13 protein-coding genes, 1 other RNA gene and 3 pseudogenes are annotated in these 15380 nt (G+C 72.8%); 10 read left to right on the top strand and 7 right to left on the bottom strand.

The window, feature by feature from the left end; all coding sequences use genetic code 11:
* Window positions 1-119 precede the first annotated feature (119 nt).
* From ACFPZJ_RS00170 to ACFPZJ_RS00160, 3 genes are read left to right on the top strand one after another with little or no spacing between them, the layout of a single operon-like run.
* Window positions 120-977 (top strand): Nif3-like dinuclear metal center hexameric protein, encoded by an 858-nt coding sequence (locus tag ACFPZJ_RS00170; protein ID WP_381015462.1) that lies wholly within the window; start codon window positions 120-122, stop codon window positions 975-977.
* The gene (locus tag ACFPZJ_RS00165; protein WP_381017251.1) at window positions 974-1717 is read left to right on the top strand and encodes a zinc ribbon domain-containing protein; all 744 of its coding nucleotides are present in this window, start codon (window positions 974-976) and stop codon (window positions 1715-1717) included. Before ACFPZJ_RS00170 ends, ACFPZJ_RS00165 begins: the two co-directional genes overlap by 4 nt.
* An 11-nt stretch (window positions 1718-1728) precedes the next feature.
* Entirely contained in the window at window positions 1729-3033 is a 1305-nt protein-coding gene (locus ACFPZJ_RS00160; RefSeq protein ID WP_381015459.1) for a bifunctional RNase H/acid phosphatase, read from the top strand.
* Here ACFPZJ_RS00160 and eda read toward each other — a convergent pair.
* From eda to ACFPZJ_RS00140, 4 genes and pseudogenes are all read right to left on the bottom strand, one after another.
* Window positions 3008-3643 (bottom strand): bifunctional 4-hydroxy-2-oxoglutarate aldolase/2-dehydro-3-deoxy-phosphogluconate aldolase, encoded by a 636-nt coding sequence (gene eda, locus ACFPZJ_RS00155; protein WP_381015456.1) that lies wholly within the window; start codon window positions 3641-3643, stop codon window positions 3008-3010. The genes ACFPZJ_RS00160 and eda overlap by 26 nt on opposite strands.
* A gap of 77 nt (window positions 3644-3720) precedes the next feature.
* Complete coding sequence (yaaA, locus tag ACFPZJ_RS00150) at window positions 3721-4503, bottom strand: peroxide stress protein YaaA (RefSeq protein ID WP_381015454.1); 783 nt, start codon at window positions 4501-4503, stop codon at window positions 3721-3723.
* A 71-nt stretch (window positions 4504-4574) separates the two neighbouring features.
* Window positions 4575-7577 carry a CHAT domain-containing protein gene (locus ACFPZJ_RS00145; RefSeq protein WP_381015451.1) on the bottom strand — a complete coding sequence of 1001 codons (3003 nt, stop codon included), beginning with the start codon at window positions 7575-7577 and terminating at the stop codon, window positions 4575-4577.
* Between the two features lie 124 nt (window positions 7578-7701).
* A pseudogene (locus tag ACFPZJ_RS00140) lies at window positions 7702-7979 on the bottom strand (hypothetical protein); the annotation flags it as partial.
* Between ACFPZJ_RS00140 and ACFPZJ_RS00135 the strand changes: the two are divergent.
* From ACFPZJ_RS00135 to rnpB, 4 genes and pseudogenes are all read left to right on the top strand, one after another.
* Window positions 7980-8276 (top strand): annotated as a pseudogene (locus tag ACFPZJ_RS00135) (Uma2 family endonuclease); the annotation flags it as partial.
* Window positions 8277-8299: 23 nt separating this feature from the next.
* The gene (locus ACFPZJ_RS00130; protein ID WP_381015448.1) at window positions 8300-9139 is read left to right on the top strand and encodes an AraC family transcriptional regulator; all 840 of its coding nucleotides are present in this window, start codon (window positions 8300-8302) and stop codon (window positions 9137-9139) included.
* A gap of 19 nt (window positions 9140-9158) precedes the next feature.
* A pseudogene (locus ACFPZJ_RS00125) lies at window positions 9159-9938 on the top strand (DMT family transporter); the annotation flags it as partial.
* Between the two features lie 115 nt (window positions 9939-10053).
* Window positions 10054-10471, top strand: an RNA gene (rnpB, locus tag ACFPZJ_RS00120) — RNase P RNA component class A.
* 22 nt (window positions 10472-10493) lie between these two features.
* Here the strand turns inward: rnpB and ACFPZJ_RS00115 are convergent.
* Both ACFPZJ_RS00115 and ACFPZJ_RS00110 read right to left on the bottom strand, forming a co-directional pair.
* Window positions 10494-10856 carry a MazG-like family protein gene (locus tag ACFPZJ_RS00115; protein WP_381015446.1) on the bottom strand — a complete coding sequence of 121 codons (363 nt, stop codon included), beginning with the start codon at window positions 10854-10856 and terminating at the stop codon, window positions 10494-10496.
* A 49-nt stretch (window positions 10857-10905) separates the two neighbouring features.
* Window positions 10906-11451, bottom strand: a complete 546-nt coding sequence (locus ACFPZJ_RS00110) for a DoxX family protein (protein WP_381015443.1) — start codon at window positions 11449-11451, stop codon at window positions 10906-10908.
* A 171-nt stretch (window positions 11452-11622) separates the two neighbouring features.
* Between ACFPZJ_RS00110 and ACFPZJ_RS00105 the strand changes: the two genes are divergently transcribed.
* From ACFPZJ_RS00105 to ACFPZJ_RS00095, 3 genes are all read left to right on the top strand, one after another.
* Window positions 11623-11949 carry a nuclear transport factor 2 family protein gene (locus ACFPZJ_RS00105; RefSeq protein ID WP_381015440.1) on the top strand — a complete coding sequence of 109 codons (327 nt, stop codon included), beginning with the start codon at window positions 11623-11625 and terminating at the stop codon, window positions 11947-11949.
* 64 nt (window positions 11950-12013) lie between these two features.
* Entirely contained in the window at window positions 12014-13009 is a 996-nt protein-coding gene (locus tag ACFPZJ_RS00100; RefSeq protein ID WP_381015437.1) for an aldo/keto reductase, read from the top strand.
* Window positions 13010-13137: 128 nt separating this feature from the next.
* Window positions 13138-14313 carry a D-alanyl-D-alanine carboxypeptidase family protein gene (locus tag ACFPZJ_RS00095; RefSeq protein ID WP_381015435.1) on the top strand — a complete coding sequence of 392 codons (1176 nt, stop codon included), beginning with the start codon at window positions 13138-13140 and terminating at the stop codon, window positions 14311-14313.
* 246 nt (window positions 14314-14559) lie between these two features.
* On the opposite strand, the gene ACFPZJ_RS00090 is transcribed toward ACFPZJ_RS00095, so the two are convergent.
* On the bottom strand, window positions 14560-15336 hold the full coding sequence (locus ACFPZJ_RS00090) for an SDR family oxidoreductase (protein WP_381015432.1): 777 nt from the start codon (window positions 15334-15336) through the stop codon (window positions 14560-14562).
* Window positions 15337-15380: the final 44 nt, after the last annotated feature.

The raw sequence follows: 15380 nt of genomic DNA, 5'->3' as shown, positions 1-15380 counted from the left end.
GGTGTTCCAGGAACGATTCGCCTGAGGGAACCGGAGTGGTTGTGCTCGGCGGGGCGGGGCCCGTTCCGGGAGGGCGGTGGCGGTTCAGCGGCGCCGAACACCCAGGTAGCCTTGCACCCGTGCCCCGTCTGTCTGAAGTCATCGCCGCGCTGGAGAACCTGTGGCCCGCCGAGCGGGCCGAGTCCTGGGACGCGGTCGGCACCGTCGTGGGCGACCCCGACCAGGAGGTCGAGCGGGTCCTGTTCGCCGTCGACCCGGTCCAGCAGATCGTGGACGAGGCGGTGAAGCTGGGCGCCGACCTGCTCGTCACCCACCACCCGCTCTACCTGCGCGGTACGACGACGGTCGCGGCGACGCACTTCAAGGGCCGTGTCGTCCACACGCTCATCAAGAACGACATCGCGCTGCACGTCGCCCACACCAACGCCGACACCGCCGACCCGGGGGTCAGCGACGCGCTGGCCGGCGCCCTGGACCTGCGCGTCGTACGGCCCCTCGTCCCGGACGTGAGCGACCCCGAGGGCCGCCGCGGCCTCGGCCGGATCTGCGAACTGGACCACCCGCTGACCGTGCGCGAGTTCGCCGCCCGCGCCGCCGATCGACTGCCCGCCACCGCGCAGGGCATCCGCGTCGCCGGCGATGTCGAGGCCACCGTGCGCACGGTCGCCGTCAGCGGCGGCTCCGGCGACAGCCTCTTCGACCACGTACGGGCCGCCGGTGTGGACGCCTTCCTCACCGCGGACCTGCGCCACCACCCGGCCTCCGAGGCCGTGGCCCACAGCCCCCTCGCGCTGCTCGACGCGGCGCACTGGGCCACCGAGTGGCCCTGGTGCGAGCTGGCCGCGAGCCAGCTCGACGAGATCTCCGACCGGAACGGATGGGGCCTGAGGGTCCACGTCTCCAAGACGGTCACCGACCCCTGGACCGCCCACGCGGCGTCCGCCCCGACCTCTAGCACAATGGGAGCCCCCAACTGAACGCCGCGCCCGCCGACCAGATTCGACTCCTCGACGTCCAGGACCTCGACGTCCGCCTCCAGCAGCTGGCACACAAGCGGAGGTCGCTGCCCGAGCACGCCGAGATCGAGTCGCTGACCAAGGACCTCACCCAGCTGCGCGACCTGCTGGTGGCCGCGCAGACCGAGGAGAGCGACTGCGCCCGCGAGCAGACCAAGGCCGAGCAGGACGTGGACCAGGTGCGCCAGCGCGCCACTCGCGACCAGCAGCGCCTGGACTCCGGTGCCGTCAGCTCGCCCAAGGACCTGGAGAACCTCCAGCGCGAGATCGCCTCCCTCGCCAAGCGGCAGGGCGACCTGGAGGACGTCGTCCTGGAGGTGATGGAGCGCCGGGAGTCCGCGCAGCAGCGGGTCGCCGAACTCACCGAGCGGGTTATTTCCGTCCAGGCGAAGATCGACGACGCGACCGCGCGCCGGGACGCCGCCTTCGAGGAGATCGACGGCGAGGCCGCCTCGGTCACCAAGGAGCGCGAGGTCATCGCGGGTTCGGTACCCGCGGACCTGCTGAAGCTGTACGACAAGCTGCGCGAGCAGCAGGGCGGCATCGGCGCGGCCAAGCTGTACGCCCGTACCTGCCAGGGCTGCCGCCAGGAGCTCGCCATCACCGAGCTGAGCGAGATCCGCTCGGCCGCGCCCGACACCGTCGTGCGCTGCGAGAACTGCCGCCGCATCCTGGTGCGCACGGCCGAGTCGGGCCTGTAGGGGGCTTGGGCGTGCGGGAGTTCATCGTCGAGGCCGACGGCGGGTCGCGGGGCAACCCGGGCCCGGCCGGATACGGGGCCGTGGTGAGCGACGCGGCGACGGGCGAGACCCTCGCGGAGACGGCCGAGTACGTCGGCGTCGCCACGAACAACGTCGCCGAGTACCGGGGCCTGGTCGCCGGCCTGCGCGCCGCCCACGCCCTGGACCCGTCCGCCACGGTCCACGTCCGCATGGACTCCAAGCTCGTCGTCGAGCAGATGTCGGGCCGCTGGAAGATCAAGCACCCCGACATGAAGCCGCTGGCGGCCGAGGCGGCACGGGTGTTCCCGCCGGAACGGGTGACGTACGAGTGGGTGCCGCGGGAGAGCAACAAGCACGCGGACCGGCTGGCCAACGAGGCGATGGACGCGGGCACGCGCGGCGAGACCTGGACGCCGTCCCCGGCGGCCGGGGCACCGACGGTTCCCGAGCCCGAGGGGCCGCCCGGTGACGCGGCGGCCGGCGCGGCACAGGCGCGCGCCGCGCTGGCGGGACGGTCGCCGGCGGGAACGCCGTCCGCTGCGGAGCCACCGACCTCCGGCGCCCCCGAGCCCGCTGCCGCGCCTGTCTCCTCCGCGGCCCCGGTCGGCACGGATGCGAACGCCGCGCGCAACGTCGCGACCCCTCGCGTCGGGTGGGGTGCCCCGGACCTGGGCGCGCCCGCGACCTTCGTGCTGCTGCGGCACGGAGAGACGCCCCTGACGCCGGAGAAGCGTTTCTCGGGCAGCGGCGGCAGTGATCCCTCCCTCTCCGACGTCGGCCGGGAGCAGGCCGGGCGGGTGGCCTTCGCGCTGGCGAGACGCGGGACGATCCAGGCTGTCGTCGCCTCACCGCTCGCGCGGGCCCGCGAGACCGCCGGTGTCGTCGCCGCGCGCCTCGGGCTGGAGGTCGGCATCGACGACGGGCTGCGCGAGACGGACTTCGGCGCCTGGGAGGGCCTCACCTTCGCCGAGGTGCACGAGCGCTACCCCGACGACCTCAGTGCCTGGCTGAGCTCGCCGGACGCCGAACCCACCGGTGGCGGCGAGAGCTTCGCGGCGACCGCCACCCGGATCGCCGCCACCCGCGACAAGCTCATCGCGGCATACGCCGGCCGCACGGTCCTGCTCGTCACGCACGTCACCCCGATCAAGACCCTGGTGCGCCTCGCCCTCGGCGCCCCGCCCGAGTCCCTGTTCCGCATGGAACTCGCGGCGGCCTCCCTGTCGGTCGTGGCGTACTACGCCGACGGCAACGCCAGCGTCCGCCTCCTCAACGACACCTCCCACCTGCGCTGAGCGAGGCCGCCTCCCGGGCCAGCCCCTCGATCCGCCCCCAGTCCCGCGCTGCCACCGCGTCCGCCGGAACCATCCAACTGCCGCCCACACACCCGACGTTGGGCAACGCCAGATACTCCGGCGCCGACGCGAGCCCGATCCCGCCCGTCGGGCAGAACCGCGCCTGCGGCAACGGCCCGGCGAGCGACTTCAGATACGCCGTACCCCCCGCGGCGGCGGCCGGGAAGAACTTCATCTCCCGCACCCCGCGCTCCAGCAACGCCACCACCTCGGACGTCGTCGACACCCCCGGCAGACACGGCATGCCGGACCGGCGCATCGCCTCCAGCAGTACGTCCGTCCAGCCCGGGCTCACCAAAAAGCGCGCCCCCGCCGCGACCGCCTCCTCGACCTGCCCCGGCGTGATCACCGTCCCGGCCCCTACCACGGCGTCGGGCACCGCCGCGCCGATCGCCCGGATCGCGTCGAGCGCGGCCGGCGTCCGCAACGTCACCTCGATCGCGGGCAGCCCTCCGGCGACCAGCGCCCGCGCCAGCGGTACGGCGTCTGCGGCATCCGGGACGACGACCACGGGGACGACGGGAGCGAGATCAAGCACGGAGTCGGTCATGCGCCTCATCGTGCCCGGGGCAATGCGCCATGCGCAAAGAGCGTTGCGCGCACTGCAATAGACCCCGGTGAGCGGCTTCAGTGGACCTCGTCCACCAGGACGTCCAGCGACCAGACCCGCCCCGCGCCCGCGGGCGCCTCGGCCTCCACCACGTACCCGAGCTCCCGCAGCACCTCCACCAGCTCGGCCGGTCCCTTCGGAGCCGCCCCCGCCGTGAGCAGGCTCCGTACGATCCGCCCCTTGGTCGCCTTGTTGAAGTGGCTGACCACCTTCCGTGTCGGCGCGTGCAGCACCCGTACCGTCGCCGTCCGCCCCGCGACCTCTCCCTTCGGCCTCCACGCCGCCGCGTACGCCGACGACCGCAAATCCAGCACCAGCCCGCCCCCGGCCGCCTCGGGCAACGCGGAGGCCATGGCCGTACGCCAGTGCGCGCCCAGCGGACCCAGCCCGGGCAGCTTCACACCCATCGAGCAGCGGTACGACGGGATGCGGTCCGTCACCCGGACCGCACCCCACAACCCCGAGAACACCAGCAGCGAACGTGCGGCACGCCGCTTGGCGGCCGCGTCCAGCGAGGCCAGGTCCAGGGCGTCGTACAGCACACCCGTGTAGATCTCCCCGGCGGGCCGTGCCCCGGCGGTGCGCAGTGCGGCGTTCTTGGCGACCTCGCCGCGCAGTCCCTCGCTCAGCCCCAGCACCTCGCGTGCCTTGTCCTCGTCGCCGGTGCACAGCTCGACCAGTTCGTCGAGGACGGCTTCCCGGGCGCCGTTCAGCTCCGGCAGCGCGAGCGACTCCAGCTTCAGCGGTGCGCCCCGGCCGGAGGGCGCCTTGCCCTCCGAGGGCGGCAGCAGGACCAGCACGGATTCTCCTTCGGTAGACCTCCGCGACAGGGTACGGCGTGTCGCTTCCCCGCCGTTTCCCGCCGGACCCGTCAGGGACCTGCGTGGACGTACGGCGCCCAGTTCGCGACGGCATGCGGACGCCGGGCCCGCACCGCGTGCAGCGCGGCGTGCAGGGCGGCCGCCGGGTCGCGGCTGCCCTGGCGGGACAGGTTCTCGTACACGAGCTCGGCGATCTCCGGTGCGAGGGTGTCGTCGATCGACCACAGGGTGCCGATGACGTCCCGGAATCCGGCGAGTTGGAGGGAGGCGGCGAAGCTGATCGCCTCGTCGGCCAGGACGACGCCGCCGCGCGCGGTCTCGCAGGCGGACAGGAACGCGAACTCCGCGTGCGGCAGCCGGAGCCGCACGATGTCCCGCAGCGTCAGCGGACCGTCGTGCAGGATGACCGCGCCGCGCGACGGCCGGCCGAGATCCTGGGCGCCGTGACAGGCGAAGTGGGCCCAGGAGCAGCGGGCCAGCGCCTTCAGCACCGTCCGCGTGGTGGCGGCGGGGCCGGTGACGAGCTCGGCGTCCGGGTGCCGCCGGTGCAGCGCTCGGGCTTCGTCTTCGGCGGCGGGCAGGTCGGAGCAGCCGGGCGTGGTGGGCAGGGACACGATGAGGCCACGGGTGTGCGGGCCGGCCGATGGGCGGGGGCGTTCGCGCGTATGGAGCAGGGCCCGCAGCGTGGGGGTGTACGAGGAGACGACCCGGTCCAGCACCGTGTCACCGCCACCGCGAGCACGGTGCCGCCCCGCGGCGTGCAGCGGCAGCAGGGTGAACAGCCCGGTCGGACACCACCACAGGCGCGGCCAGGTGCCGCCGGGGCCGACCGGTCGCGTGTGCCCCAGCTCTTTCAGCACCGGCTCGGCGACGTCGTCCCACAGCCAGGCGAGGGTCGTCACGACGGCCGCATGGGCGGTCACGGGCCGCCCCTCGGCGATGGCGGCCTGGAGGGAGTGCACGAATGCGACGAGCTGCTCGGTCAGTGCCTTGTGGGGGATGCGGTCGAGGGGCACCACCCGCACTCCTGCCGTGGTGAGCAGGAGAGCGGAGCAGCCGTACTCGCTCGCGTTGAGGAGCGCGACCGGGCCATGCGCGGCGACGGCGCGCAGCGCGGCGAAGGAGGGAGGGCGCAGGAAGCCGGAGAGCTTGGGCAGCGCACGGATGTCGGCGAGGAGTGCGTCACGCTCCCGGGCCAGCTGCGCTCGTCGCTCGTTCGCAACCCGCCGGTTGTGCACCTCGACCGGGTCACCACTGGAGTCGGCGTGCGCCAGCCGGTCCAGCTCGTCGAGCACCTGCCCGAGCTGTTCGGCGAGTTCCGGTGCCCGGGCCTGGAGCTCGTGGTGGTCGGTGCGGGTCTCCAGGGCCTGTGCGAGCAGGATGCCCCGTCCCTGTTCGAGGAGTTCCACCGCACGCTCCACCTGTCCGGCTCGTACGGCGCAGGCCGCCGCGTCCGTGACCAGGTTGGGGAACGTGGCGATCAGGCGTTCCTGGTCGTCGCGCTCCAGACCGCGCCAGGCGGTCAGCTCCAGCTGGTCCAGGGCGAGGGCGAAGGACTCGGTGGCGGCGGCGAAGTCCCGGGCGCCCGCCGCGAGGTGTCCCGCGGCGGCGGCCGCACGGGCGCGGTCCCGGGCCGGTGCGGTCTCGACGGAGGCGGCTTCGCGCATCGCACGGAGGGCCTGTGCGTGGTCTGCCGGGTCCTTCCCGGTCCTGAACCGGTTCCACAGCACGAACCCCAGGGTGATCAAGGTGTCCGTGCGGTCCGGGTGGTCCTCGGGAAGCAACGCCATGGCCTCCCCGAGGGTCTCGACGGCCTCGGTGAGTGCCTCGGGTGCGGAGAAGTGATCGGCGTATGCCTGCAGGGACCGGGCGAAGCCCGCCAACCGGTTCGGCCGGAGGTAGTCGACGGTCGCCCCGGCCGCGACCGAGGACCGGCCGACCTTTACCGCCTCGGCGAGGTCCTTAGCGTCACCCTTCCGTTCGAACCGCGCGCGCAGGGCGCCGGCCAGCAGATGCAGGCAGCCCGGCCGGTCGGGGTGGCCGTCGGGGGTGAGGGACAGGGCGTCCCGTAACAGATCGACGGCCAGATCGTCGCCCTCGGCGTCGGGGTGGTTGATGACGGCGCTCGCCAGGTTGAGCAACCGGCTCGGCAGGTCGGGATGGTCGCGCGGAGTGATCCGAGCCGCCTCGTAGCACGCTTCGAGCGCCTCGTTGCGGGCCTCGTCCAGGCCGATGTGCTGGTACTGGCTGTTCAGCGCCGAGCTGAGGTTGGTGAGGTGGGCGGCGCGGTGGGGGTCGTCGTCGGGAGCCCGGTACGCCGCCTGGCGCAGTGCGTTGATCGCCTGGTCGAGCGTGTCGAGATCCCCGGTGCGCTGATACATCCGGATCGCCATGTGCCCGAATGCGGAACAGCACTTGAGGAAGTGCGGGTCGTCCACCGGAGTCGCTTCGGCCGCTCTGGCGAGCACCACATGGGCTCTGTCCAGGTCGCCGGTGTTCCCCGTGTACTCGTACCTGCGCGTGAGGACGTTTCCGAGCGTGGTGAGGGCTTCCGCCCGGGTCACGTCCTGCCGGGGGTTCGCGCGCGCGGCGAACAGGCTCAACGCGACGGCGTCGTCGAGGAGTTGTGGATCGCCGTTCGCCTCCGCCTCCTTGAGCCGGTTGACGGCCTCCGCCGCGTACGCCGCCAGGTCACTGGAGGACAGCGTGTCGACCTGGTCCCCCTCCTCCGCCAGGAGCTGCGGCAGCCACTCGGGGAGGCAGTGCGGGGCCACCTGACACACCTGCCGATAGAGGAACACGGCCCGAACCGCGTCCTCCCTCGAACCGTCGTGCTCGTAGCGGTGCCAGTAGAAGGGCGCCAGCAGCATGGCGAAGTTGATCCTCCGGGCCATCTCCACGGCGTCCAGGCAGGGCGCCAGCCAGTCCACGGCGTAATACAGGCGGTCGGTCAACTGCTGGGCGCGAGGCTCCCTCAGGAGCGCGGGGTCCCCGCTGGAGCCGTAGGCATCAAGCAGCTCCTCCATGGCGAAACCGAGATCCTCAACGTTCATGACGCCCCCCCCGAGCGGCCGAAATGGCCTGTTGCCGACATCATGACCCGTACATACGAAGAATGAGGCGATTTTCTGAAGAGTCGGGTGGCCGCGACTGGGTGCTCACCGTTCCGGACATGCCTCAGGCAGGGAGATCCGGGAGCGGCGAAGGCGCGCTTCGCGCCCGCGTGACGGCCTGGACGAGGGCGTCGGCCTCGTCGGCGTACACGCGCACCAGGCTCACCTCCCGCCGCCGCCCGAGGAGGGTGACGTGGGTGACGGGCTCGGCGAGCTCCAGCGTGACCGTCGTCTGCCCGCCTCGACCTCCAGGACGCCGTCGGCCTTCTCGTGGCTCAGGCGCAGCTCACGCCGGACGGCCGCGATCCGCTCCAGCGGTAGCCGCACATCGAGGTGGGCGGCCCCACCGAACGGCGGCTCTACCGCGGCGCCGACTCCTGGATGCCCTGCGACGGCGTCGCCATGGTCCTCGAAGTCACGCCCACCAAGCCCCAGGCGGACCGCGAAGCGAAGCGCCGCTGCTACGCCCGCGGCGGCGTCCCCCTCCACCTGCTCGTCGACCGCGAAGCCTCCTCGATCACCCTGTTCAGCGACCCGGAGAAGGACGACTACCGCGAGCACTGCACCCGCCCGCTGGGCAGACCCATCAGCCTCCCCGAGCCCTTCGCCCTGGACCTGGACACCGACGACTTCCTCTGATCCCCTGTGAGCGGGGGTGTGAGGTGAGCACGCGGCAGCGCATACGGGAACAGGCCCACTGGACCAGGGCACGTCTGGGACACCGCGGCCCGCCCCTCGACCTGCTCACCGCCCGCTTCGACCGGCATGTGTACGCCCCGCACGCGCACGAGGAGTACACGATCGGCGTCACCGTCGGCGGCCTGGAGGTCATCGCCTACCGAGGCGAGCGCATCCACTCCGGCCCCGGCTCCATCGTTGTACTCGAACCCGGCGAGATGCACACCGGCGGCCCGGCCGCCGCCGACGGCTACGCCTACCGCGCCCTGTACGCCGAACCCGCCCTCCTGACCGACGGCACCCTCGGCGGCCTGCCGCACTTCCGCGAACCCGTCCTCGACGACCCGGAGCTCGCCCGCGCCCTGCGCGCCGCCCACACGGACGTGGCCCGCTGCCCCGACCCCCTGGAGACCGAGTCCCGCCTCCCCTGGCTGCTCACGGCCCTGGCGCGCCGCCACTCCACGGCCCGGGCGGGCGACGACACCGTCCCCGGCGCCGACCGGGTAGCCCGCGCCGTACGCGACCGCCTCGCCGACGAACTCCTCGCCCCGCCGACCCTCGCCGCCCTCGCCACCGACCTCGGCCTGTCCCGCTACCAGCTGCTGCGCGCCTTCCGTACGACGATGGGAGTGCCGCCGTACGCCTGGCTCGCCCAGTACCGCGTGACCCGGGCCCGCGCACTCCTGGAATCCGGGCTGCGCCCCGCCGAGGTGGCGGGACGCGTGGGCTTCGCCGACCAGGCGCACTTGACCCGCTGGTTCCGCCGGGTACTGGGCGTGACCCCGGCGGCGTACCGCAACAGCGTTCAAGACGGCGGACGCTGACGGGACGCACACTCGCCGCATGACGGCACGCGGCTGGTTCCTGTTCTCCCTGATGGGAGTGGTCTGGGGCATCCCCTACCTGATGATCAAGGTGGCGGTGGAGGAGATGTCCCCGTCCATGGTGGTCTTCACGCGCTGCGCGCTGGGCGCCGCGCTCCTGCTCCCCTTCGCCGTACGGCAAGGCGGTCTGACGACGACCCTGCGGACGCACTGGCGCCCGCTGCTGGCCTTCGCGTGCATCGAGATCATCGGCCCTTGGTGGACGTTGACCGACGCCGAACGCCACCTCTCCAGCTCCACGGCGGGCCTGCTGATCGCGGGCGTCCCGATCGTCGGCGTGGCCCTGGCCCGCTTCTTCGGCGACACCGAACGCCTGGGTGTACGCCGCCTGACCGGCCTGGCCCTCGGCCTCACGGGCGTGGCCGTCCTCACCCTCCCGAACCTGACCGGCGGCGACGCCCGCTCCCTGGCCGAGGTCCTGCTCACGGTGCTCGGCTACGCGACGGCCCCGCTGATCGCCGCCCGCTGGCTGAAGGAGATTCCGTCCCTCCATCTGACGGCGGCCTGCCTGACGCTGGCGGCTGTCGTCTACGCCCGGGCGGCGGCCTTGACCTGGCCGACGCGGATGCCGTCCGCCTCGGCCCTGGCCGCCCTGGCCGGCCTGGGCGTGATCTGCACGGCCATCGCCTTCGTCGCCTTCCTGGAACTGATCAAGGAGGCGGGCCCGACCCGGGCGACGGTGATCACGTACGTCAACCCGGCGGTGGCGGTCGCGGCCGGCACGGTGCTGCTGGACGAACCCCTGACAGCGACCGTCCTGGCCTCCTTCGCCCTGATCCTCACGGGCTCGGTCCTGGCGACGGCCGCCGGTCCGCGGTCGCGCTCCCGCCCGGTACCATGGTCGACACGGCAGACGAGCCGGGCGGACGGCCGCGTGGAGTCCCCCTGACGGGGAGCTCCCCGAGGAACGTCCGGGCTCCACAGGGCAGGGTGGTGGCTAACGGCCACCCGGGGTGACCCGCGGGACAGTGCCACAGAAAGCAAACCGCCGAGAGCTCCGGCCCTCGGTAAGGGTGAAACGGTGGTGTAAGAGACCACCAGTGCCCAGGGTGACCTGGGCAGCTAGGTAAACCCCACCCGGAGCAAGGTCAAGAGGAGACGCCTCTTCGCAAGGAGCGGTGTCTCTGCGCGGACGCTCGAGGGCTGCCCGCCCGAGTCCGCGGGTAGACCGCACGAGGCCGGCGGCAACGTCGGTCCTAGATGGATGGCCGTCGCTCCAGGGACCGCGAGGACCCTGGAGAACAGAACCCGGCGTACAGCCCGACTCGTCTGCCGCTCCTCCGCCTACCTCACGTCAGGACGCCCCACCCGCCCCCAGCGACCGCTCCCTCACCCTCTCCAGGTGGTGCCCGAACACCGCCCGCGCCTCCGGCGTCAGCGTCCGCAGCGCCACCAGCGCCGTGATCACCACATCACACAGCTCCGCCTGCACATCGTCCCAGCTGTGCGTGACGCCCTTGCGCGGATTCTGCCCGGTCGCGCCGATCACCGCCTCGGCGACCTCGCCGACCTCCTCCGACAGCTTCAGGATCCGCAGCAGGAGGCCTTCCTGGCCGGCGATCGGGCGGTTGGTGTCCAGCCAGGTCCACAGGTCGTCGACGGAGTCCCACAGGGACAGGTCCGTGGTGGAAGGGGCGGGTGCCGTGGGGTCGCTCATGGGGGCAGAGCCTGCCACGGGGGTCTGACAGCGGGCGGGCCCTACGGTCCTACTCCTCGAACAGCGGGTCCTGTTCGCCCTCCTTCGCCTTGCGCAGCCGCTGCGCCCGCGCCCCCACGACCAGCGCAACACCCGCCGCCGTCGCCGCCAGTGCCGTCGGCACCATCCAGCCGCGGTCGAAGCGGTGGCCGAGCGCGTGGTCCAGGGACAGCCGGCCCGGTCCGGCGACCGCGAGGCCCGTCGCGGCCAGGCCCAGGGTCGCGGCGTACTCGTAGCCGCCGCTCTGGTTGAAGAAGCCGGCCGGTGCGTGCACCGCCGCCGCGCCCGCCATCGCGCCGGCCGCCGCCGCACCGGCGGCCGGGGTGGCCAGACCCAGGGCCAGCAGTGTGCCGCCGCCGGCCTCCGCGAGGCCCGCCGCCGTCGCGCTGGCCCTGCCCGGGGCGTAGCCGACGGACTCCATGAACTGGCCGGTGCCCCCGATACCGCCTCCGCCGAACCAGCCGAACAGCTTCTGCGTGCCGTGCGCCACCAGCACACCGCCCGCTCCCAGCCGGAGCAGCAGCAGGCCCACATCACGTCGGTCGTACCCGGTCACGTCGTCTCCCAGAGCAGACAGCAGGAACATGTCCCCCGCATCCCCCCTTGTCCCCCTCCCGCTTCCTTCGCGTTTCCACCGTCGCACCCCCGGCGCCCACCCGGCCCGTCCGCGACGCCGTTCGGGTGGCGCCGGTGGCGTGCCGCGGCAGCCGGTACGAGGCTGATCGGCATGACGATTCAGACCACCCGCCTCAGTGACCCGGCGGTCCGCGCCTTCGTCACGGCCGTCAACCACCACGACCGCGAGGGCTTCATGGCGATCCTCGCGCCCGGCGCGACCATGGCGGACGACGGCACCGACCGCGACCTCGCCGAGTGGATCGACCGGGAGATCTTCTCCTCCAACGGCCACATGGAGGTCGACAACGAGTCCGACGGAGGACGTTCGATCCTCGCCCGCTACCGCAACGACACCTGGGGCGAGATGTGCACCCGCTGGACCTTCACCGTGGACGACGACGGCCGCATCTCCCGCTTCGAGACCGGGCAGGCCTGAGAACCCCGAGAGGTGCGAGAACCCCCTTGCCTTCGCGTGCGCTCCAACTCCTAGCGTCCGGAACATGGAAACCAACTGGACCACCAGGGCACTGGGCCGCACCGGTATCGAGGTCGGCGCCCTCGGCTTCGGCTGCTGGGCGATCGGCGGCGAGTGGCAGTCCGCCGACGGGCAGCCGCTCGGCTGGGGCACGGTCGACGACGAGGAGTCCGTACGCGCGATCCGGCGCGCCCTCGACCTGGGCGTCACCTTCTTCGACACCGCCGACACCTACGGCGCCGGGCACAGCGAACGCCTGCTGGGCCGGGCCCTCGGCAAGCGCAGGGCCGATGCCGTCATCGCCACCAAGTGGGGCAACGTCTTCGACGAGGACACCCGCACCCTCAACGGGAGCGACGACTCCCCGGCGTACGTGCGCCGTGCGCTGACCGCCTCCCTGCGCCGCCTGGACACGGAGTACGTGGATCTGTACCAGTTCCACCTCGCCGACGCCGATCCCGTCCGGGCCGCCGAACTCCGGGACGTGTGCGAGGAGTTGGTACGGGAGGGGCTGATCCGGACCTACGCCTGGAGCACCGACGACCCGGGCCGTGCCGCCGTGTTCGCCGAGGGGCCGCACTGCGCCGCCGTGCAGCACTCCCTCAACGTCCTGCAGGACGCTCCCGACATGCTCCGGCTGTGCGAGGAGGCCGGTCTCGCGAGCGTCAACCGCAGTCCGCTCGCCATGGGACTCCTCACCGGCAAGCACGCCGACGGCCGGGCGCCCGAGGCCGGGGACATCCGCAGCAGGCCGCCCGCCTGGCTCCAGGGCTTCGGCGACGGGTCCGGCGCCGATCGGGAGTGGCTCCATCGTGTCGAGGCCCTGCGGGACGTCCTCACCAGCGACGGCCGGACGCTCGCCCAGGGCGCCCTGGCCTGGGTGTGGGCGCGCAGCCCGCGCACCGTTCCCATCCCGGGCTTCCGCTCGGTCGCCCAGGCCGAACAGAACGCGGGGGCACGGGAGAAGGGCCCGCTCAGCGCCGGTCAGATGGATGAGGTGAAGCGGATTCTCGGGCGGTGAGCACCGGCCTCCCCACCCCTGGGGCGCGGCAGGCTTCCCGCCGCCCGGCTGTGGTCATTGCGGTTACTTTGACCAGTCTTTGAGGGTTCCGTGCGCGCCCCCGCCGTCCCGCTTCGTACGGTCGCGGGATGCACCACTCACCTTCGTTGACCAGACGCTCCCTGCTCGCCCTGGCCGCGGCCGTCCCCCTGGCCGCGGCGACCCCGCCCGCGACGGCCGCCACGGCCACTGCGGTCGGCGGGGAGCGGCTGGCCCGCGACGGCGTGCAGGTCGATGCAGGTGCCGCCGCGGGGCTGCCCCGGAAGCTCACCGCCCGCTCCTGGCTCGTCGCCGACCACGACACCGGCGAGGTGCTCGCGGCCCACCGTGCGCACCGGCGCCTGCCGCCCGCGTCCACGCTGAAGATGCTGTTCGCCGACACGGTGCTGCCGGTGTTCCCGCGCGGCCGGCGGCACACCGTCACCGACGCCGATCTCGCCGGAATCCCGGCGGGCTCCAGCCTCGTCGGCATCAGGGCCGGGATCACGTACACGGTCGAGCAGTTGTGGCAGGGCGTCTTCCTGCGCTCGGGCAACGACGCGGTGCACGTGCTCGCCCACATGAACGGCGGCCTCGCCAGGACGGTCGCCGAGATGCGGGCCAAGGCACGCGACCTGCGGGCGCTGGGCACCCACGTGGTCTCTCCGGACGGGTTCGACCACCCGGGGCAACTGTCGTCGGCGTACGACCTCACACTCTTCGCCCGGTACGGGCTCAGGAACGCCGAATTCCGCGCCTACTGCGCCACCACAACCGCCGAATTCCCGGCCGGCGGCGGGAGGACCTTCCAGATCCAGAACACCGACCGGCTGCTGACCGGGGCGTGGGGGCTGCGGGCGTACCCGGGTCTGGTCGGGGTGAAGAACGGCTACACCAGCGGCGCCGGCAACACCTTCACCGGCGCGGCCACCCGCGGCGGCCGGACGCTGCTCGTCACGGTCATGCATCCCGGTGACGGGCGCAACGCCGTCTACGCGGAGGCGGCCGCGCTGCTCGACTGGGGTTTCGCGCACGCCGGTGCGGCCCGGGCGGTCGGCACGCTGGTCGAGCCGCTGAGCGACGGCGGGGCGGGTGCGTCTTCCGTCCGCAAGGCCGTGCGCAAGGCCGTGCGGGCGGGGGCGCCCGGAACGGCCGTGGAGAGTCCGTCGTCCTGGCGGTTGCTGGAAGGCGCCGGCGGCACGGCCGCGCTCCTCGCGGGCGGCGTGTGGGCGGTGCACAGACGGGCCGGGAACACCGGCGGGCGCCGGGGCAGGCACCGGAGCTGACGAGTGCGGCAGCCGTTCCACGTACCGGTGCGTACCCCGCGGTCCCGCGCGGGGTCCACCCCCACTCCGGTGCCGTGGAACGGCTGCCGCCTCCCCCCCGGGGATGTGGTCTGCGGAAGCCTCCTGCTCCAAGTGTGAAGCTTTGGTGGAGGGCGGTTCGAGCATAAGCCCGCGACCGGCCGGAATGCTGCGGAAGTGTGAATTCCGCTTGTGCAGGTTGACGATGTGACGGTCGCGGGCTTGTCCTCAGCCGCGCCCCACGTACGGCATCGCCGTCGCCATCACCGTCGCGAACTGCACATTCGCCTCCAGCGGCAGCTCCGCCATGTGCCGCACCGTGCGCGCCACGTCGGCGACGTCCATGACCGGTTCCGGGGCGACCTCCCCGTTTGCCTGCAGCACTCCCTTTCGCATACGGGCCGTCATGTCGGTCGCCGCGTTGCCGATGTCGATCTGGCTCACGGCGATGCGGTACGGCCGCCCGTCCAGCGACAGCGACTTGGTCAGGCCGGTCAGCGCGTGCTTGGTCGCGGTGTAGGGAGCCGAGTGCGGACGGGGCGTGTGCGCGGAGACCGAACCGTTGTTGATGATCCGGCCGCCCTGCGGGTCCTGCTCCTTCATCTGCCGGTACGCCGCCTGCGCGCACAGGAACGCCCCGTTGAGGTTGGTGTCCACCACATGCCGCCAGGCGTCGTAGGACAGTTCCTCGACCGGCACCCCGCCCGGCCCGAACGTCCCCGCGTTGTTGAACAGCAGGTCGACCCTGCAGAAGCGTTCGACGGTCGCCGTGAAGAGCGCGGTGACGTCATCGGGCCGTGACACGTCCGTCCGTACGACGAGCGAGGCCCCCGAGCCCTCGGGTGCCAGCGCCGCCGTCTCCTCCAGGGTCTCGGTGCGGCGGCCCGCCAGCGCCACCGACCAGCCCCCGCGCAGCAGTTCCACGGCGACCGCGCGGCCGATCCCGGAACCCGCGCCGGTCACCACCGCGACCTTCCCCACCTTGGCAGTTTGCTCGGCATTCATGGCCCCGCAGCGTACGGGAGGGTCCGTCGTGCGGGACTCGGCCG

The organism is Streptomyces bullii (genome assembly GCF_042657145.1).
GTDB lineage: Bacteria > Actinomycetota > Actinomycetes > Streptomycetales > Streptomycetaceae > Streptomyces > Streptomyces bullii.
Note: the sequence above shows the minus strand (reverse complement) of the source record. Positions and strands in the feature narration are given on the sequence as shown.